The 19,646-nt window shown below is 48.1% G+C and carries 14 protein-coding genes; 5 read left to right on the top strand and 9 right to left on the bottom strand.

Annotated features, from left to right (window positions below):
- Window positions 1-26 precede the first annotated feature (26 nt).
- The 9 genes from AC50YG_RS18395 to AC50YG_RS18435 form a co-directional block, all read right to left on the bottom strand.
- Entirely contained in the window at window positions 27-563 is a 537-nt protein-coding gene (locus AC50YG_RS18395; RefSeq protein ID WP_494828434.1) for a hypothetical protein, read from the bottom strand.
- A 219-nt stretch (window positions 564-782) separates the two neighbouring features.
- Window positions 783-1,268 (bottom strand): hypothetical protein, encoded by a 486-nt coding sequence (locus AC50YG_RS18400; RefSeq protein WP_494828436.1) that lies wholly within the window; start codon window positions 1,266-1,268, stop codon window positions 783-785.
- A gap of 62 nt (window positions 1,269-1,330) precedes the next feature.
- A complete protein-coding gene (locus AC50YG_RS18405) occupies window positions 1,331-1,870 on the bottom strand; it encodes a hypothetical protein (RefSeq protein WP_494828438.1) in 540 nt (179 codons plus the stop codon).
- Window positions 1,871-2,546: 676 nt separating this feature from the next.
- Complete coding sequence (locus AC50YG_RS18410) at window positions 2,547-3,092, bottom strand: hypothetical protein (RefSeq protein ID WP_494828440.1); 546 nt, start codon at window positions 3,090-3,092, stop codon at window positions 2,547-2,549.
- 382 nt (window positions 3,093-3,474) lie between these two features.
- Window positions 3,475-5,196, bottom strand: a complete 1,722-nt coding sequence (locus tag AC50YG_RS18415; RefSeq protein WP_494828442.1) for an ATP-binding protein — start codon at window positions 5,194-5,196, stop codon at window positions 3,475-3,477.
- 189 nt (window positions 5,197-5,385) lie between these two features.
- Window positions 5,386-7,443: a methyl-accepting chemotaxis protein gene (locus AC50YG_RS18420; protein WP_494828444.1), complete on the bottom strand. Its 2,058-nt coding sequence runs from the start codon at window positions 7,441-7,443 to the stop codon at window positions 5,386-5,388.
- Between the two features lie 197 nt (window positions 7,444-7,640).
- A complete protein-coding gene (locus tag AC50YG_RS18425) occupies window positions 7,641-8,978 on the bottom strand; it encodes an ABC transporter substrate-binding protein (RefSeq protein ID WP_494828446.1) in 1,338 nt (445 codons plus the stop codon).
- 131 nt (window positions 8,979-9,109) lie between these two features.
- Window positions 9,110-10,825, bottom strand: a complete 1,716-nt coding sequence (locus tag AC50YG_RS18430) for a response regulator (RefSeq protein WP_494828448.1) — start codon at window positions 10,823-10,825, stop codon at window positions 9,110-9,112.
- Entirely contained in the window at window positions 10,822-12,687 is a 1,866-nt protein-coding gene (locus AC50YG_RS18435) for a sensor histidine kinase (RefSeq protein ID WP_494828450.1), read from the bottom strand. Before AC50YG_RS18435 ends, AC50YG_RS18430 begins: the two co-directional genes overlap by 4 nt.
- Before the next feature lie 197 nt (window positions 12,688-12,884).
- Here AC50YG_RS18435 and AC50YG_RS18440 point away from each other — a divergent pair, with 197 nt between their 5' ends.
- The 5 genes from AC50YG_RS18440 (at window position 12,885) to AC50YG_RS18460 (ending at window position 19,595) form a co-directional block, all read left to right on the top strand.
- Complete coding sequence (locus AC50YG_RS18440; RefSeq protein WP_473755884.1) at window positions 12,885-13,775, top strand: carbohydrate ABC transporter permease; 891 nt, start codon at window positions 12,885-12,887, stop codon at window positions 13,773-13,775.
- Window positions 13,775-14,608 (top strand): carbohydrate ABC transporter permease, encoded by an 834-nt coding sequence (locus tag AC50YG_RS18445; RefSeq protein WP_341280087.1) that lies wholly within the window; start codon window positions 13,775-13,777, stop codon window positions 14,606-14,608. The genes AC50YG_RS18440 and AC50YG_RS18445 overlap by 1 nt, the downstream gene beginning before the upstream one ends.
- Before the next feature lie 177 nt (window positions 14,609-14,785).
- Entirely contained in the window at window positions 14,786-16,609 is a 1,824-nt protein-coding gene (locus tag AC50YG_RS18450) for a cache domain-containing sensor histidine kinase (RefSeq protein ID WP_494828453.1), read from the top strand.
- Entirely contained in the window at window positions 16,587-17,819 is a 1,233-nt protein-coding gene (locus AC50YG_RS18455; RefSeq protein ID WP_494828455.1) for a response regulator transcription factor, read from the top strand. The genes AC50YG_RS18450 and AC50YG_RS18455 overlap by 23 nt, the downstream gene beginning before the upstream one ends.
- Window positions 17,820-18,113: 294 nt before the next feature.
- On the top strand, window positions 18,114-19,595 hold the full coding sequence (locus AC50YG_RS18460) for a DUF5605 domain-containing protein (protein ID WP_494828457.1): 1,482 nt from the start codon (window positions 18,114-18,116) through the stop codon (window positions 19,593-19,595).
- Window positions 19,596-19,646: the final 51 nt, after the last annotated feature.

Genomic DNA, 19,646 nt, shown 5'->3' on the forward strand with positions numbered 1-19,646 from the left:
TAAACAAATAATTTTAATTTTAGATTCTATTTTTTTTCGCAATATCCAGAAGTTTTCATTGTATAATTCCTATTTATAACCAATGTAGTGCAAATATCAGCATTTTCATTTTCTCGATAAATAATATCCCAAGAATTATTGTGTTTATCGTACCGTATATAATGAAAATTTAAACCTTCGTCTTTCATTTCCTCCTTCGCATACTCCAATGCTCTTGCTTCACTCATTGGAGGAACGTAATTCCACCATAGCGAAAAACAAATTATAAATAATAACATTGATCCAATTATACAAAAAAAATATCTATTTTTTTTCTTTCTTATCGATTGTGAACGTTTGAAATAACGGATGTGGTAATACACTAAAATACAAGTATAGAAAAAATGGAGAATTTGAAAGACATACATCCACATCGTCATTGAACTTCCCTTTAATTCGCTATAAAAAGTTTGATCCAATAACAGAAAAGACAATACTCCTGTAGACAGAAACATATAAAAAGACCACAAAAACCAACCCACATGCAAGACAATTCCGATTAAAATGTAACGAGAATCTTTCACTTTCAGCCCCCCTGTCTATATCTGACCAACTCTCCGCTTTCCAACCAAAGCTCCCCTATTATTACTTGAAAATTTTTCAATAATCATATTCGACCAACTAGTAAATAAGTCCTCTATTTTATGAATATTTTGTCGTATATTATCATCTATATCCTTTTCAGGGAATTTGAATTCTCGTTTAATAAATCCATATCCCTTCTTTATCAACTGTACCTATTATCACTGCCTGATGCGCCTAATCTCCTCCAATGGAATAGAGGCCCAGCTTATAGAATCACCATCCACGTTTTGATATGTATAAGCATCCCCCTCTTTGACAGGTACTCCCTCTGTTAGCATACTCACCGGGCTGTTTGATTCGATGTATTTAATTTCAGGGTTTTGCTCCAATTGCTCCTTCTCAGATTCAGTCAACAACACTGTGGCTATTTTACTATTTGGCTGTTCTTCATTTTGCTCAACAACGCTTCTTGCAACTATCTCTGTCTCTACAAATTCGTCAACATCTACTTTTTCCTCAAAAGCGATCATGTATTCTTGGACTTCACCCGTGTTCTCATATACCGTTTCAGTTACTGTAGGACTCACTACATTCGTGTCCTGGACCCCTGCTTCAATTATATTCTGAGCATAAGTAGTTGGCGTGATATTAAAGATTAGTGAAAGCGTAATTATAGCGGCTATTATGGATTTGATTGTTCCCATTTAATATTCCCCTTTATCTTTAGATGACTTCGCTAACCACTTTATAATTGATTTTTTGACATCTAATCGTTCGAACAAGCCCCCATACCCGAATCTCTGTAAATCCTTCCTATATTTATAGTTATACAAGCACCACCGTTTATAGGCTTATACCTTACCTGCCATCTATTGTTTATTGAGTCATATCTAATTCGATCAAACTCATTATATTTTAATTGATTCTTCATTCTTTCATTAGCATACTCCAACGCCTTCACCTCACTCATCGGAGGAACATAGTTCCACCACAGCATATAGCCCGTTATAAAGAGCGCCATTGCCCCTAATATGCTCAGTAAGTAAAACGTTTTCCGTTTTCTCTTGGTCTGCGAACGTCTGAAATATCGGATGTGGAAGGCTACCAGCAAACAGGTGTAAATCAAATATAATATCTGATAGACATTCGCTCTCTGCGCTAACTCCTCTCCTTCCGAACCGCCATTCCAGCTTTCATACATTAAATGGAATGATACTTCACCGACATACCAAAATAAGTGAAATCCAAAAAGGAACCAACCCACATGTAGAAAAATCCCGATTACAATGTAGCGAGAGTCTTTCACTTTTAGCCCTCCTGTCTATATCTAGCCATCTCTTTCCAATCCTAGGAAACACTCATCCACTTTTACTTGAAAATTTTTGAATAATCATATTCGACCAATTAGTAGATAAGTCCTCTATTTTATGAATATTTTGTCGTATATTATCATCTACATTCTTTTCAGGAAATTTGAAATCGCGTTTAAAAATCCATGTCCCTACTTTATCAACTGACCTATTATACCTGCCTGATGCGCCTAATCGCCTCCAATAGAATAGAGACCCCAGCTCACCGAATCGCCCTCGACGTTTCTATACGTATAGGTATCCCCTCTTTGATAGGCACTCCCTCCGTTAGCATACTCACTGGGCCTATTGGGTTCAATGTATTTAATTCAATGTCCTCATACACCGATTCAACCACCGAAGGAATTACAACATCCGCATCCTCAATCCCAGCTTCAATTATATTTTGGGAATGAGCAACTGGCGTAAGATGAAAGATTAACGAGAGGATTAGCATAACGGCTAGAATTGACCTGATCTTTGTCATTTAAACTTCCCTTTCACATTCATATGATCCCAAGAACAAGAAAATAAATATATAAACGAAACAATGAGTTTTCAGGAATTCTGTTGCTTTACCTAAAATTAAAAATGACCTTTAGGAATTTCTTTCATAGTGCTACCTCTCTCAATTTAATTTTGTGAGCACGTCCCTCCTCCTCGCATATCATATCCTTTTCCAATAATAACTGTCGTACATTGATCAGATAGATTCAGTATTCTATACTCTACTATCCATTCATTACTCATTTCGTTATATTGAATAGAGTTAAAATCTAAATTTAATATAGAACCCGCTACTTTTTTTTCTGCATATTCTAGCGCTTTCGCCTCACTCATTGGAGGTGAATAATTCCACCAGAGCAGAAAGCCTGTTATAAAAAATATGGTCACTCCCATAATAGAAATTAGATGAAGCAGCTTCTTTTTCACTACCGTCTTTGAACGATTAAAATATCGTCCATGGAAATACAGTAGGCTAAAAGAGTAAAGAACAAACATTATTTGTAACATATACATCCTGTTTGCTACTGTCTTCGTTCCTTCTAGTCCGCCACCCCAACTATCATAGATCATCATAAAGCTTGCTTTTCCGATATACTGCAACAAATAAAATCCACATAAAAACCAACCTACATGTAAGATAATTCCGACTACCATGTAGCGTGAATCTCTCATCTCCAGACCCCCTGTCTATAAAAAAATCTTCCCCCTTTTGAAATAATGCTCCGCAAATTTAAACTTACAATATTTTTCAATTATCACATTCGACGATATAGTAAAAAAGTCCTCTATCCCTAAATATTTTGTCGCATATTAGAATTTACTGCTTCTATTAAATCGTTCTTATACAAAAAGGCATTGATGACTTGAGCCACACAGGTGGATTCAAGCTATCAATGCCTAACTTACTTATAATCTTATTTACTGGATTCAATATCCCAAGTCTCCGACTGTTCGAAACCATTCATCAGCAAAAAAACGTTAGTGTGGGAAAATATCCTATTCCACCCAAACGATTGGCTGCTTCTCATGAGATTGTACGCTGCTTGGAGGGCTGCTAAAATACGACCCGGAATGTCGTACCCTCCTCGCTTGATTCAATCTCGATTTCGGCGCCATGATGCTCCGCAATGCTGCGGCACACCGCAAGACCAAGCCCGGTTCCCGTTTCCTTCGTCGTATAAAAAGGGGTGAAAATCGCCTCTATATGCTCCTTCGGAATGCCATGTCCTTGATCGGCTACTTCCAGTATGACATCGCCCTGATTCATTCTCGTCCGAATGGTCAGCTCGCCGCCGCTCTCCATCGCTTCGATTGCATTGCGTGTCAAATTCAGCAGCAGCTGGCGGATCTCCTTCTCCTCCACGGTAACGGGCTCCGTGGCATGCAGTTCAAGCACAATTAAAATGTTGGAGTAGGCCGCATCCGCTTCCAGCAGCGGCAGTATATTCGAAACGAGAACATCCAGCTGCTTCTGTTCTTTTTGCACAAAACGGGTATTCGCCAGTGATAAATATTCTGAAATAATGCCGTTCGCGCGATCGAGCTCGCTAATCATTAAATTTAACGTATCGCGGTAAGAGGCGAGCGTCGTATTTTTCTGCATCAGCTGTAAAAAGCCTTTAATCGTCGTCATCGGATTGCGTACCTCATGGGCGATACTTGCCGCCATGGAGCTGAGCAAATTCAGCTTGTCCATAAGCAGGAGATGCTTTTTGGCTTTGCGCAGCTCCGTAATATCGATGGCAAAGGCGAGAAAATAACGCTTGTTCTTCAGCTCAAGCACTTCGCCCGATATGACGCCATAGCCCGTATCCCCAGACTGCCGCAGAAAGGGAAGCTCGATATTTTCTAATAACCCCTGATCTGGAATCGCTTGCAAAATACTATTTACAAAATGGGAATAATGTCCCCGCCGCATCGTCTGCGAAAACTTCTGATTCATCTCTATAATCGTCGCTGTTTCCAAATCTATTAAAAAGTTCATCGTCGCATTCGTATGAAAGGCGCTCGTAAATTTCAGGTTCGAAAGCTCCAAATGCTCCTGAGCTCGGCGGTATTCCGTTACATTGCGCCAGCTGCAGGCGAAGCCATCACCCATTTTATAATAGAGCACATCGTAGCTTTCTTCATCGGTCAGCCACTTATTGTACACTCGTTCCTGCCGCAAAACGGGTTTGCCACTGCTCGTCACCTGCTTCAGCACCGCCCTGATCTCTTCTGTAAAATCAGGAAAAAGCTGCGACCACAGCCGGCCCACAGCTTCATCTTTCGAATAATTCATCATGCGGCAAAAGGTATCATTCATGTACTCCGACCGATAATCAATAATGTCTCCACCTTCGTCCCTGACTGTCTTATAATAACTGAAGCCATCCAGCAAATTGTCGAGGCAGGAACGGTACCATAGCTCCTGTGCCGCCAGGTGCTGCTCGAAGCTTTTCTGATGATGCACATCACGCCCTATGACATAAAAGTACATGTTGATCTGATCCAGAGAGACATTCCATTGCAGCCATTTATAAGAGCCGTCTAAGCAGCGGAATCGATTTAAGTACCCGCTTAGCTCCCTGCCTTGTATCAATTGTGGGACTAAAGTATCCATGGATGCTATGTCATCGGGATGCATATACGTGTAAAAATCTTTCATACTATTCAATAAGACAGGATAGCCCAGCATCTTCTGCAAGCCACTGTTATAGTGCACAACGCGGCCGTTGCAGTCCATGACCACAAGCATGTCAAAAGATAGCTCAAATAAATTTTTGAAGTGATCCACCGCCGCAATCTCCTTTTCGCAACAAACTGTTTTCCTGCCTGGCAGGCAACTAGCGCACACGCTTCAACCCGATATTTATCGATTATTGTTATATTATAGCTTATTTTCACCCGCTATGAGTTCCTTTATTTAGGCGAACCAAACACCCCTGTTCTACTAATAGAACAGGGGTGTTTATGAACTGTATCGTTATTCTACTTTAAATTCGCCAGCTGCTTGTGCCAGCTCATTGCTCAAGCTTTCGATCGTTTCAACCATCTCCGCAAGGTTCTGTACCATTGCCGATTGCTCCTGTACCGTTGCTGTTACTTCCTCCACGGAAGCGGATACCTGCTCGCCGGAAGCCGACAAGCTTTGCGCTGCGCCAAGCACGCCGTCTTTATCCTGCTCTATCGCTTTCAGCTGGACAGCAATCGTCTTGACCTGCTCAATGATTTCGCGAATATTATCGGTAATGTAGCCGAAGGTTTGCTGCGTCTGCTGCACACTGCTGTTATGCTGCTCCGATATGGACTCTATCGCCTTCACACTGTGGTCGCTGCGCTCTACGTATTCAATCGTCTGAGCAACGATTTTATTAATATCTTGGGATTGCATCGACGTCTGCTCCGCCAGCTTGCGAATTTCCGAAGCGACGACCGCAAAGCCGCGGCCCTGCTCTCCTGCTCTTGCCGCTTCAATGGAAGCATTCAGCGCGAGCAGCTGCGTCTGATTAGCAATGTCGGAAATGGCTCCTGTAATTTGGCGGATGCCCGATGAGCTTTCCGCCAGCTGTGCGGTTACCTCAGAAATGTTGCGCACCTCCAGCTCGCTGCGATGGTTGATTTCCACCAAAGCTTCAATAACCTCATAATTGGCTTTGAATACTTGAGCTACGGAATCTGCTTTCGTTCTAATTGCCTGCGACTTGCTGCTTACGTCAGCAATCTTGTCTCCGACCTCCATGAACTTATCGACGATTGATTCCGTATCGTTAGCCTGTGATTCCATCGCCTTGGCGATTTCCTGCGTCGTAGTCGACGTCTCGGCGATCGAAAGATTTGTTCTTTTTGACGTCTCTTCAAGCTCTGACATGCTGTTTTGCAAGACGGCAATCGAGCCGTTCATGCTCGTAATAAGCTGCTTGTTGCGTGAAACCATGACATCAAAGCTATCAGCAAGAACCTTGAACTCCCCACTGTATTTGCCAGTAGCCACCACAGTCAAATCGCCTGAGGCCAGCTTTTTGAATAAGGTTGTCAAGCGGCTGACTGGCTTCGTAATCAGTAGGGATATCCCGATACCAACGGCAATGGAAATAACAATGGCAAAAAGCAATACGATGAACATCTGTTCCATCATATGATTCAATGGTTTATTTACGTCGCTGGACGCATCCTCAATAATAATGGACCAGTCCGCAATCGGCGTTTTGGAGTAGAAGGCGACCTTATCCGGGAATAATAGCTCATTTTTCATTATTTCATTGCTTGGCGGCAGCTCCAGCACCGCCTTATAATCTTCGGTTTCAAGCACCGTACCAACGAGCGCCTCATCACCCGAATGATAGATTACCATACCAACGCGATCTAAAATAATGACTTTGCCCTCGTCATTAATTTTCACATTTTGCAATTTATTGACGAAAAAATCAGTAACGAGCGTAACAGCAACAACGCCTTGAACGGCACCCTGCTTGTCCATAACAGGAGCGGCAAGCACGGTTACCAAGTTGCCTGTGGATTTGGACACCAGCGCATCGCTCACCGCAGCCTTCCCTTTAATCGCCTGCTGAAAATAATCACGGTCCGAGCGGCTGTTATTCAATACAGATTCGTTGCTGCTGGCGACAATCAAACCATTTTTGTCCAAAACTAAAATGGTTTCCGTTCCCTGCATACCTTTAATACTCGTTGTTAATCGTTCATTTACGCTCGTTAAAGCGGTATTGTCAGCTGTGAAAAACTGCTCCTCCGCTACCGAGCTGCTATTGTGCAAACTCACTATATCAAGAATAGGGGCCTGAACCGACAGCAGAAATACGGATTGCTGCGCCAGCTCAATCGACGAATACAGCCCTTCTCCGATGCGATCGGAGGTAGAACGAATTTCATCCTTGCTCTTATCAATTGTAATTTCCGCTGCGATGCGATAGCTTAAAATGCCCGTTGCCGCAAGCACGATACATACCAGCAAGCAGATCATGACGGGAAGCTTAACGCGAAATGACAGATTAGTTAAAAATTTCAATGGACTAGATGCTTTCATCTCGTCACTCTCCTCTAGCTTAAAGTAAACCCTTTTACCTAGTTATATCGGTTAACTCAAGAAGGATAGTAAGTGCCAAGCCCATTAATTAAAACAATAATTGTAGAATAGCCTTGCCATTTCATGGCGCTAATCAACACGTCATTTCATAACAAAAAGCACAGGGAACGCTTTCGTCCCTGTGCTTAGCCGCTTGCTTACATCGAGGAGCCGAATTGAATCCACGCTTGCTGGATTTCGGTAATCGTCTGCTCCTTCGTTTTTCCGCCACTAATGTAGCTCTGCATCAGCTCACCAAATTTTTGATGGAACGTGTCGAGAGAATAGTTGACCGACAGATCGCCGGATTTCTCCGTCTTCAATATCTCTTCCATCTGCTTCGGCATATCCAGATCCGGCAGCGCTGCATCTTTAATCGGCGGAATGACCTTCGCGACTTCCGAAAACCATTTTTTACCGTAGTCGGAGGTATACAGCCAGTTGAAAAATGCAATTGTTTCCGCCGCAACAGCGGAATCCTTGTTAATGCGCAGCGCCTGATCCGCTCCCGTTACAAGCAGCGCTTGCTCCGGCTTATCGCTGACTGGATAGCCTGCGATGCCGATCTCGATGTCAGGCGTAATTTTCTTGATCGCTTCCTCGTCCCATGCGCCCTTGCCCGTCATGAAGGCCGCTTTGCCTGAAGCAAAGTCACTTACTTCGGCGTTGCTGTCACGCTCGAGCGGCTTATCTGTCCCGTGTTTCACGGTCAGATCGATGAAATGAAAGAAATTGTCGCTCAGCATAGGATGGTCTTTAAAGGTCGTTTCACCCGCGATGAACTGACCCACCAGCTCTTTCGGCGTGGTGCCCGCATCTTCCGCTGCTGCGTTGACGAAGTTTTGGAAAATATGCTTCCATACCCACCACTCTTTGTAGGCGTTGGCAAATGGCGTGATGCCCTTCGCTTCCAGCTTGGCAACCGCATCCTCAAGCTCTGCTGTCGTCTTCGGAGCGGCAGTAATGCCCGCGTCCGCGAGCAGCTTTTTATTATAAATCATCATCATTAAATTGCCCTTGACCGGAAGTCCAAGCACCTTGCCGTCGCTCGATGTCATATTAACACGTACCGCATCCATCATAGCTGCCGCAAGCGGCTCATTCGTCAAATCTGCGCTGTATTCAGCAAAGGTGTCAATGTCGCCGCCCGCCGTCGTCTGGAATACATCCGGCGTGCTTCCCGCTGCGATTTTCGACTTCAGCACCGTATTGTAATCGGCTTGCATAATTTCCAGGTTGATCGTGACGTTCGGCTTTACTTTTTTGTATTCGGCAATGTAAGCATTAAACGCATCGGTATATTCGGGAGAAGCGGTGAACATGTTGATCGTAACCGGCTTAGCCTCATTCGCAGCGCCGCCAGCCTCGGCTGTGCTGCTCGCTTCCGGCGTAGTGCCGCTGTTGCTCGTGGTGCTGCCATTGCCGCTGCCGCAAGCAGCCAGCATGACCGAAGCCAGGACGATACTGGTGGACATGGACATGATTTTTTTGAACATGGTAGGGCCCCCATTTCTTTTCGCTTGGAATACAAGTCTTCGCTGCTTATTCTAAAGAAAAGGATAGGAGATAAACATGCAGATAAGTGGTGTATTAAGGGTAAAAAAGTGGTATATGGCTGTGGGCTCCCCTAACCATTCCCCTTGCTGCTCCGATATTCCGAAGGCGACAGGCTGTAATAATTGCGGAACGCCTTGCTGAAATAATTGTTGTCCTTGTAGCCGAGCAGCTCGGAAATATCTTGAATTTTGAGAGCCGAATCGTCCAGCAGCTCCCGCGCTTTATCCATCCGCACCTTCTGTACATATTCATGAATGCCGCAGCCAAACTGCTGCTTGAACAGCTTCATCAAATACTCGCGGCTGAGAAAATATTTATCGGTATATAGCGAGATTTTAATATCCTCAAAATAATAACGGTCGATATGGGCTTTAATATCGGCAATATCGAATGGCTTCTGCACGGCCTGCGCTGCCCTCAGCTGCTCATGGTAGAAGCTTAGCAGCCGCTGAAGCAGCGCGGCGAACTGCTCGAAGGTGGCAAAATCGAGCGAAAGCCCCCAGCTGCGAAAGCTTTCCTCGCTGCCGGCCGGCAGCCGCTCCTGCGGAACGCCAAGCGCAAGCGACAGGTCGCCAAGCAGCACGATGCCCTCGCGAATGATGCGATCGGCCTCGCCCAAGCTCAGCTTGTCCGCCTCCTGCCAGCTGCGGGCCAGCTCGCTGATGATGCTGCTCGCCTGCTGAAGATTGTCGCCCGCCAGCGCTTGGCGGATGACCGCCATACGCCCCGGCAGCGACAACCCCTCCTTCGGCTGCCGCTTCTCTGTACCCGTGGCAGCCGCTCCCGACGTGCGGCTACCGCTGCCATTGCCGCTGCCGTCGCCGTGATGCTCAGCCGCGGCAGCTCTAACAGCTGCTGCTCCATTCATGCGCAGCAGGTCCATCTCACCCAGCGCTGTGCGCGCTTCTTCGAAGGAGGCGGCCATGTCCAGCGCCTCCATTACCGGGCCGCCGATGCCTGCGGCGACCCTAATGCCGAATAGCCGCTGGAGCGTAGCGGCTATTGCATTCACCTGATGCAGCGCCCGATAGGCTGCATCGGCTGCACCCCCGCCATTCATGGTCAGAATGGCGAACAGCTCGCGCTCCTGCTTCGGATTCGCGAAGCTGAACGCTTGAAAGTGCGCGCCCGCCACCTCATTGACGACGTTGCTGACGGCGAAATGCAGCAGCTCCGTATCGCCGTGGAAGCGGCTGCGCCTGACCTGGTCTAGATTCAAAATGCGCAGCAGCACAACGACGAAGCGATTGGCCTTGTCGTCCGCGCCAATGAGCGGCAGAAACGCTTCATTCGCCTGCTGCTTAAAGCTGCGTTCGAGAATGGACAAATACATCTTCTCCTTGAGCCCTGGCAGCGACAGGTTGAGGGTAATATTTTGCGCAATAAAATCGCTCTCCTGCCTGCGCTTCGCCTCCAGCACATCCATTGCCTTGCGCAGCGCCTGATTCAGCTCTGTCCGGTTTACGGGCTTGAGCAAATAATCGACGACTTTGGAGCGAATCGCCTGCCGCGTATATTCAAAGTCGTTGTAGCCGCTGACGACAATGGTCAGCAGCCCCGGGTACTGCTGCTCCACGGTTTGCAGCAGCTCCGCCCCGTTCAGGCCAGGCATCTTCATATCGACGATAGCCAGGTCCACCTTATGCTCCGCAAGCATGCGCAGTCCGCTTAACCCATCTGCAGCCTCCAGCACCTGCTCCACGCCAAGTCCATCCCAGTCGCCAAGCAGCCGAATGGCCTCGCGCAGCGGCTCTTCATCATCAATGATCAGCACCGTATAATTCATGAACCGTTCCCTCCTCGCCGGGGCAGCCGCATCGCCAGCTCCGTCCCCGCTTGATCGCTCTTAATGAGCAGCTCAGCCTCTTCCCCATACAGCAGCTTCAGCCTCGTGTAAAGGTTGACGAGCCCAATGTTGTCGCTCTCCCGCTGGCCCCATTCGCGCCGCAGCGAAGCCTCCACCTGGCCCAGCCTGCCTTGCGTAAAGCCCGGCCCGTCATCCTGAACAGCGATCAGCGCTGTTCCGTCCTCTTGAATGGACGCCTTAATGCCAATGGTGACGGTGTTTGTTACCTTCTCCAGCCCATGCTTGATCGCGTTCTCGACCAGCGTCTGCACCGAAAGCTTCGGAATCTCAAGCTCCATCAGCGCTTCCTCCCACTCATAGACGACCTGCAATCTAGCGCCGAACCGCGCCGTTTGCAGCGCCATATAACGCTCAATATGCTTCAGCTCCTCGCGCGCAAACACAATATCCTTCCCGCTGATGCAATAGCGGAACGTCAGCGCCAACGCATCGATCATATCCGCGACGTCATACGTTTGATGCTTGAGCGCTTTCGTGGAGATCGCTTGCAGCGCATTGTACAGAAAATGCGGATTGATCTCCGCCTCCAGCGCCTTTAAAATCGCATGGTTTTCCGCCAGCTTCATCTTGTAGCGCTCATTAATCAGCTCATTCGTCCGCCTGACCATCAAATTGAAATGGCGCGATAAATAAGCAATTTCATCGCGGCCCTTCACCTCGGCCTCCGCGTCAAAGCTGCCTGCGCTGAATCGGCTCATTTGGCGGGATAATTTCTTGAGAGGCTTTGTGATAGCGCTCGACATCAAGCTGACGAGCACGACTGCGAGCAGCAAAAACAGCACGCCAATGGCATAGTTCAGATTGCGCGTCTTCGTCGCGGCCTCGTAAATTTGCGAATAAGGAATCGGCTTAATCAGCTTCCAGCCGCTTTTCTCCGCCACATTGTAAATAATTAAATATTTCTGCTCCCCCTGCACCCAAGTAAACGGCCCACTGGAGGCTCCAGCCAGTCCATCTCCTCCACCCAGCTTTTGCAGCACACCTGCGTCCCGCAGCTCCGTGTAGAACGCTTCATCGTCCAGCTCAAAAGGCTCATTATCCGGGCTGACATACAGCAAATGCTGGCCTTCGCTAAACGGTATATCCTTCACAATCTCGTCCTTGACTGAAGCGTTGTAATAAAAAGAAAGCACCGCCTGCGGCTTGCGCGTCTTAATCGAACGCATGACCCGGTGATACGCCATAAAGCTGGCCTGCTGAATTTCGGCGGAATAGCCGAAATCCGCCTCCGCACCTGGCCCCGACAGCGATTGATACGCTTGATTGCTCGGATCTGCCATCGCCTTGGCATACCATGGCTGCTCCGCAATGACGGTGTTCGTTCCCGTCCGCACCGTTATATTGTAATTTTCTCTCGTTATCGCATAATACTTCTGCTTCTCTACGACATACAAGTAGATAGCCTCCAAGTCGCTGCGGGAATAAAACAGATTGCGCAAATAATTTTCAACATACATCTTGGAGGAATAGTCCTCTGACTCGTGCATGATGGCATAAGTAATTTCATCGTAGCCGATTTGCGGCAAGGAAATTTGCTCGATGCCCTTCAGATAATCCTCTAAATTGCGGCCAACGAGCAGCAAGTTGTTCGTTGTACTATCGATGCTGTTGCCGACCGATTCCTTCTCAAGCATCTGGTAGGAGATGAAGTTAAGCGAAGCCACAACCAGCACAATGACGCCCGTAAACAGTAAAATCAGCTTATTGACCAGCCTTCTGGCAACCAGCTCCCGCCAAAAAGAAAGCAGCTCCCACACCTTGCCCGCAATCGCTTTCATCATCGTTTCACGCTCCGCATACAGTTCACCTTTTTACCCCTAACTGTTTTCTATAATCCATTTAGACGGGCAACCGTCTGCTCTATAATACACATTAAAGCTAGATTGGAAAATGCTTTTTCCAGCGTAAGCAGCCGTCGCCATCCTCTGGCTGCGAGGCTCGCAAGCGTGGATGAAATAGACGAATTGGGGTGCATCATATGTTCAAAGCATTAGGTAAAAAGTGGGGCGGAAAGCTGGAATTTACCTTATTCAGCCTGCCTGTACTGATTTGTATTGCCATTGCCTTTTATATTCCTTTTGCCATGACCATCCGTTATTCCTTAACCAAATGGAACGGTATTTCCAAGCATCCGAAATTTATTGGGCTCGATAATTTCAAGCAAATTTTTCTGAATGATGCGAATTTCACCAGCTCGGCGTGGTTTACGATTAAATACGCGGTGCTGTACATCGTGCTTGTCAATGTACTGGCGATTGGGCTTGCGGTTCTGCTCGACATGAAGCTGCGCACGACCAATTGGCTGCGGGCCGCTTTCTTTATTCCTTACATTTTGAGCCTCGTCATCGTCGGCTTTATCTGGAAGTTTATTTTCATGCAGGGCTTTGAGTCGCTGGGGGAAAGTACAGGCTGGGGGATTTTTGATTTAAGCTGGCTTGGCACGCCGGGGCTTGCCTTTGTTTCGATTTTGCTCGTATCGATCTGGCAATCGATTGGCTTCTACCTCGTTATCTATATCGCGGGGCTGCAATCGGTGCCGGGAGATTTGAAGGAGGCGGCAACGGTAGACGGCGCGGGGCCATTCCGCACCTTTTTCAACATTACGCTGCCCCTGCTCGCCCCTTCGATTACGATTGCCGTCTTTATGGCGCTGACAAATTCGATCAAGGTGTTTGATGTCATTTTGTCGCTGACGGGCGGCGGGCCGGGCGGCTCGACCTACAGCATCGCCTATGACATTTACCGCGATACATTCCAGAACAATCTGTATGGCTACGGTACGGCGAAAGCGCTCATTCTGTTCGTTGCCGTGCTGTTCATTACGATCATTCAATTAACGCTGTTCAAGCGCCGGGAGGTAGAAGCCTAATGAGAAAAAATCGCCCAGTCGGACGCTACGCGCTGGAAGCCGTCATGCTTCTGCTCTCGCTGCTGTTTCTATACCCGCTGTTTCTGGCCATTAACAACTCGTTCAAAAGCTTTGGAGAAGTGATGAGCGATGTTATCGCGCTGCCGGAGAAAATTATTTTTGAAAACTATGCTTATGTGTGGCAGTTTATCAACTATCCGAAGCTGTTCATGAACAATCTGGTCATTACGATCGTCGGTCTCGCGGGCATTATTCTCGTCTCGTCTATCGCTGCCTACAAGCTGGCGCGTACCAAAACGCGGATGAGCGGCCTGATCTATCTGCTCTGCATTATGCCAATGCTCATTCCGTTCCAGTCGATTATGCTGACGGTGCTCCAATTCGCCAAACAGCTGCATTTGTCGGAGAGCACCTGGGGACTTGGCGTGCTGTATTGGGGCTTTGGCGCTCCGCTTGCCGTCTTTATTTATCACGGCTTCGTGAAAGGCATCCCACAGGAAATCGACGAAAGCGCGACGATGGATGGCGCCTCTGGCTTTCGACTATTTTTCCTCGTCATCTTTCCGCTGCTGCAATCGGTCACGACGACCATCATTATTATTGATGTGATGTGGATCTGGAATGACTTCCTGCTGCCGCTGCTTATGGTGAACGGCTCGCCGGATACGAAGACGCTGACGCTTGCGGCATACACGTTCGTCGGCCAATATACATCCGACTGGCAATATGCAATGACCGCCATGGTCATGGCCGTGCTGCCTTCGATTATCGTCTTTATTTTTCTGCAAAAATACATCGTCAAAGGCGTCGTTGCCGGAGCGGTGAAAGGCTAAAACTAGCGAAATTTGAGCAAGGAAAAGGCCCGTCCTTTACGAAGGATGGGCCTTTTCCTTATTTTTCTGTTTAGTGATTTAGTTTTGTCTTCTGGAAGCAATCATGATAAAATGCTTGAACACTGCACGGGATGAAAGCGCTATAATTCACATTTACTTCCTAGCATGCATGAAAGGGTGGGCAAATTGGGACGCTGGAGAAACGCACGTTATCAGACAAAGCTGCTCATTTTATTTTTTCTGCTCAGCAGTATCCCTGCTTTCATTATAGGAGCTGTCGGCTCAACGAAGTCATCGGGTACGTTGGAGGCGCAGACGACGCAGGACCTGAAGGTCATATTGGCACAGCTCAACGCCTCCATTGAACGGCAAATTAGCGACTTTGACCGTTTCAGCATGCTGCCTTATTTTATGCCGGAGGTGTTTTCCTTTCTGAACAAGCCTGCGATCTCGCCTGAACAGTGGGGCACAGAGGAGATTAACGCCCAAAAAACGATGGCCCGGCTCATGAGTGCCTATCCGTCCATTAATTCCTCCATTAACGGCTTGATGGTTTATGGCATGAACGGGTCGATTAATGGCTACCGCATAGATGGGGACAGCACCATTAATGGGGCCTATGACGCCAAGGATGAGGACTGGTATCAAGAGGTGATGGCGGGGAAGGGCCATTTCGCCGTGACCGGCATTCAGAACATTCAGCAGTTTAAAAGCAATTCTTTTGAAGCCATCATTGGAGCTCGGCTGTTGATGGACGAGGACTACAAGCCGCTGGCTGTCACAGTGATGTTCATCTCCCCGCGCTTTATTTCGAATCTTGTACGCTCGCTAGAGCTGCCAAATGCGCAAGTAACCGTCATAGATAGAGACGGTCATTTAATTTATGCCTCGAATGCCATGCTTGCAACTGAGCTTCAGAAACACGCAAGCCAAAATAATCAGCATGACGAGTGGGAAGTTTCCATTGATGAACAAGCTGGAGGCAAAACCTTTAGCGGTGTTTCCTTGAAAAGCGATTATCTGGAATGGCAGATTTATATGGGTGTGGACAAGGATGCCATGCTGCAAAGCAGTCGTTCCATTCAGAGCTTTACGATGCTGATTATTATTTGCGTTGCTGTACTGGCGGCCGTTTCCTCCCTCCTAATCGCGCGAGGGTTTTCCCAGCCGATCTCCAGACTTATAAGCTCCATGCGCAAAGTAGAAAAAGGGCAGTTTTTTACGCCCGAGGCGCATGGCCGCTCCGATGAAATCGGCCAGCTTGAAAGCAGCTATGGCCGAATGGTCATTCGACTGGAGGAGCTCATTCAATCCATTGAAGAGAAGGAACGGCAAAAGCGGCATGCCGAGCTTTACGCGCTGCGGGCCCGTATTCAGCCTCATTTTTTATACAATACGCTCAATTCTATTCGCATGCTGGCTGTGCTCCAGCAATCTGGGCAAATCGCCAAGCTGATTCAGTCGCTGAATAAGCTGCTCCATGCGAATATGAAGCTCGACAGCGAGCTCGTTACATTCGAGGAAGAGATTCGGCTGCTGCGCGACTATGCGACGTTAATGGATTTGCGCTATACGAATGTATTTGATATGGAGTGGCATATTCCGCCCGAGCTGAATCAGGCAGCCATACCGCCCATGCTGCTGCAGCCGCTGCTGGAAAATGCGATTTTTCACGGGGCCAAGGGGCTGGAGAGGAAGCTGCATATTTCGCTGGAAGCCCGCCTCGATCAGAAGGATAACCGCCTGCTAGTCATTGAGCTGCGGGATGATGGGAGCGGTTTCGATAGTCCAGCCTTAGAGCTGCTGAGGCGGCCGCAAAGCGATACCGGCACACAAAATATTGGGCTGCGCAATGTGCAGGATCGCATCCGGCTGCGTTTTGGCGAGGAATATGGCTTATGTTTTGAGCGCACAGAGACACTTACGATCGTGACGGTCAGAATGCCCTATCGGATATTAGAGAAGGAGGAGCATACGGATGTGGAATCTGCTCGTCGTTGAAGATGAATCCATCGCAAGACTAGGACTGCGCCATATGGTAGATTGGGAAAAATACGGCGTTCATTGGAAGGCCGAAGCCTCGAATGGGGAAGAAGCACTGCTGGCTATGGAGTCCGCGCAGCCTATCCATATTATCCTTACGGATATTCGAATGCCCGGCATGGACGGTCTCACTTTTGCCAAGAAGGCGCTGGAGCGCTATCCCGACGTGCAAATTATTTTTATCAGCAGCTACGATAATTTCACCTATGCCAAAGAGGCCCTTCGCCTCGGTGCCGTCAACTATTTGCACAAGCCAACGATGGATGAGGAGGAGATTGGCGCTTCCCTGCTCAAAGCTTCGGCGAAGCTTGCGCATACCACAGCTCCCCAGCCGGCTTATACGGAAGAGGAGAAAAATCAATATCTGCTGTCGCTGCTCGATGAGCATACGTTCCCTGAACAGCCGCTGCTGGCAGAGCTTGCGCAGCCTGCCTATGAGACGGGCTTTCGGCTGACCGTCTTCCGCAAACGCGACGATGCCGCCCCTATGCAGGACGCCGGGCATTTGCGCTTCCGCTCCCTCCAGCATCTCATTGCCGAATTTGTTACGAAGGAATGGGGCGGGATCGTCTTTCATCGCAATTACCGCGAAGTAATCTGGCTTTGCCCGCAATATGCGGGCTCAACGGGTGCGGCCCGGGCTCAGGGGCATGGTGAACACGGCGATACCGACAAAGAGGACAAAAAGTGCCCCGCCGAATTAAACAAGCTGCTCGATATGGTACGGCAGAAAACGCTGGAGCTGCTGAACGTAGCGATCATCTGCTCCGTCAGCTCGCGCTACGGCTCCCTCCAAGAACTGCCGAAGGCCTATATGGAAACGCTGCTGCAGCTGCCTTTAAACGAACAAAGCGATAATTTTATCGTTCGAAAATCGAAGGCTTTTATCGACCAGCATTTGCTGGAGGACTTGACGCTCGTAAAAGTAGCGGCTTCCATCCATGTCAGCCCAAGCTATTTAAGCCGCATTTTTCAAAAGGAGATCGGGGAAAGCTTCAGCGAATATGTCATTCGGCACAAAATCGAGCATGCACAGCAGCTTCTGCGCACGACAAGCTATAAGGTATATGAAATTTCCGCGGCTATCGGTTATATGAATCCGCATTATTTTAGCAAGCTGTTCAAAGAACGCACGGGCGTTTCTCCACTCGAATATCGCAATCAATAAGGTTTTTCTAAAGCCTTGCGCCTCCTGCCTCCTGCCTCTTCCCTCCAAGAGAAGAACTCAGGGGGCTCTTTCGCTTGTCCGCCTTTCCCTATTGAAGCATATGGGCATAAAAGCATAGGAAAACGCATCGTTCGTCTACTTACAGGGGCGCATTAGCAGGCTTAGCACAAGCAAACAGTCATAATAATGCTCAAAAAGATGCTTTGGACAGCTACGCATGAGCAGCAGCATCCTATAAAATGAAGCCATTCACCAAATACCATGTATTTTTATGATCAGAGAAGGAGGAACAGCATGACTCGCACATGGTCAGAGCCTTTCGAGGCTGAGCAGTGGAATCGTTTTGAGCTTCGCATAGAAGGGCCGCAGGAAGGAAATCCCTATAAGGGCGTTGTGCTCAGCGCCGAATTTCAATTCGGGCATCGGTCTGTTAAGGTTGACGGCTTCTATGATGGCAATGGACAATACGTCATTCGCTTCATGCCGGATTGCATAGGCTCATGGTCCTTCACTACGAGCAGCAGCACGGCGCAGCTGGATGGCCTGCAAGGAACACTCATTTGCACCGCCCCCACATCGGCCGAAAATCATGGACCTGTAAAGGTTGATCAAATTTATCATTTCAGCTATGCCGACGGAACACCCTTCTATCCAGTTGGAACAACTGCTTATGTATGGAACCATCAAGGGGAGCAGCTTGAACAGCAAACGCTGCGCTCGCTGAGCAAAGCACCGTTCAACAAAATTAGGATGTGCGTGTTTCCCAAGCATTATGATTATAACGCCACCGAGCCGGAGCATTTTGCTTTCGCAGGGTCCTTGCAGGAGGGCTTTGATTGGGAGGCGTTCAATCCTGAATTTTGGCGCCGCCTGGAATCACAGCTGGAGCAATTACAGCTTCTCGGCATTGAAGCAGATTTAATTTTATTCCATCCCTATGACCGCTGGGGCTTCTCGCGCATGGCTGCTGAATCGGACGATTATTATTTGCGGTACGCGCTGGCAAGGCTAGCCTCCTTCCGCAACATATGGTGGTCGCTTGCCAATGAATATGACCTACTGTTCGAGAAGAAGATGACGGACTGGGACCGGTTTTTCCGCATCATTCAGGAGCATGATCCTTATCAGCATCTTCGCTCCATTCATAACTGGCATAATCCCGAAATCCATTATAGAAGCAACCTGCACTGGTATGATCACGGGAAGCCTTGGGTCACACATGCCAGCATCCAGCATGCCGATTTGAATTTTGTAACAGAATGGCGCGAGCTGTACCGTAAGCCAATCGTCATCGATGAATGCCGCTATGAAGGCAATCTGAATCACGGCTGGGGCAATCTTACGGCAGAGCGAATGGTCGAATGCTTCTGGGAAGGAATGGCTCAAGGGGGTTATGTCACTCATGGAGAAACGTACGTTCATCCAGAAGATATCATTTGGTGGTCGCATGGAGGCGAGCTGCATGGAAGCAGCGCGGAGCGGATTGCATTTCTGCGCAGCATCATGGAAGAAGGGCCAAGACTCAATACGAGCCGCATTAATTTCAAATGGGATGCTTCTGCCGGCGGCGTGGAGGGCGAATATTATTTGATTTATTTTGGCGCCAGCCGCCCCGCGTTCCGCAGCTTAACGCTTCCGGAAGGCGCAGCATTCCGAATTGATTTAATTGATACCTGGGCGATGTCGATATCGCCGCTGGAAGGGGAATTTGCGGGGGAATGCAAGGTGCCGCTTCCCGGCATTCCTTATCAAGCGCTGCGCATCAGCAAGATTTAAGTGTAACGGTTATTTTGATGTACCACTATTTGATTGACCACTAGAGGGGGA

This window comes from Paenibacillus sp. J31R34 (genome assembly GCF_059383715.1).

Excerpts from the sequence above, each read along its gene's own strand:
- AC50YG_RS18460 (WP_494828457.1), top strand. The coding sequence starts at position 18,114 with ATGACTCGCACATGGTCAGAGCCTTTCGAGGCTGAGCAGTGGAATCGT.
- AC50YG_RS18400 (WP_494828436.1), bottom strand. The coding sequence starts at position 1,268 with ATGGGAACAATCAAATCCATAATAGCCGCTATAATTACGCTTTCACTA.
- AC50YG_RS18435 (WP_494828450.1), bottom strand. The coding sequence starts at position 12,687 with ATGATGAAAGCGATTGCGGGCAAGGTGTGGGAGCTGCTTTCTTTTTGG.
- AC50YG_RS18410 (WP_494828440.1), bottom strand. The coding sequence starts at position 3,092 with ATGAGAGATTCACGCTACATGGTAGTCGGAATTATCTTACATGTAGGT.
- AC50YG_RS18455 (WP_494828455.1), top strand. The coding sequence starts at position 16,587 with ATGTGGAATCTGCTCGTCGTTGAAGATGAATCCATCGCAAGACTAGGA.
- AC50YG_RS18440 (WP_473755884.1), top strand. The coding sequence starts at position 12,885 with ATGTTCAAAGCATTAGGTAAAAAGTGGGGCGGAAAGCTGGAATTTACC.
- AC50YG_RS18445 (WP_341280087.1), top strand. The coding sequence starts at position 13,775 with ATGAGAAAAAATCGCCCAGTCGGACGCTACGCGCTGGAAGCCGTCATG.
- AC50YG_RS18420 (WP_494828444.1), bottom strand. The coding sequence starts at position 7,443 with ATGAAAGCATCTAGTCCATTGAAATTTTTAACTAATCTGTCATTTCGC.
- AC50YG_RS18425 (WP_494828446.1), bottom strand. The coding sequence starts at position 8,978 with ATGTTCAAAAAAATCATGTCCATGTCCACCAGTATCGTCCTGGCTTCG.
- AC50YG_RS18430 (WP_494828448.1), bottom strand. The coding sequence starts at position 10,825 with ATGAATTATACGGTGCTGATCATTGATGATGAAGAGCCGCTGCGCGAG.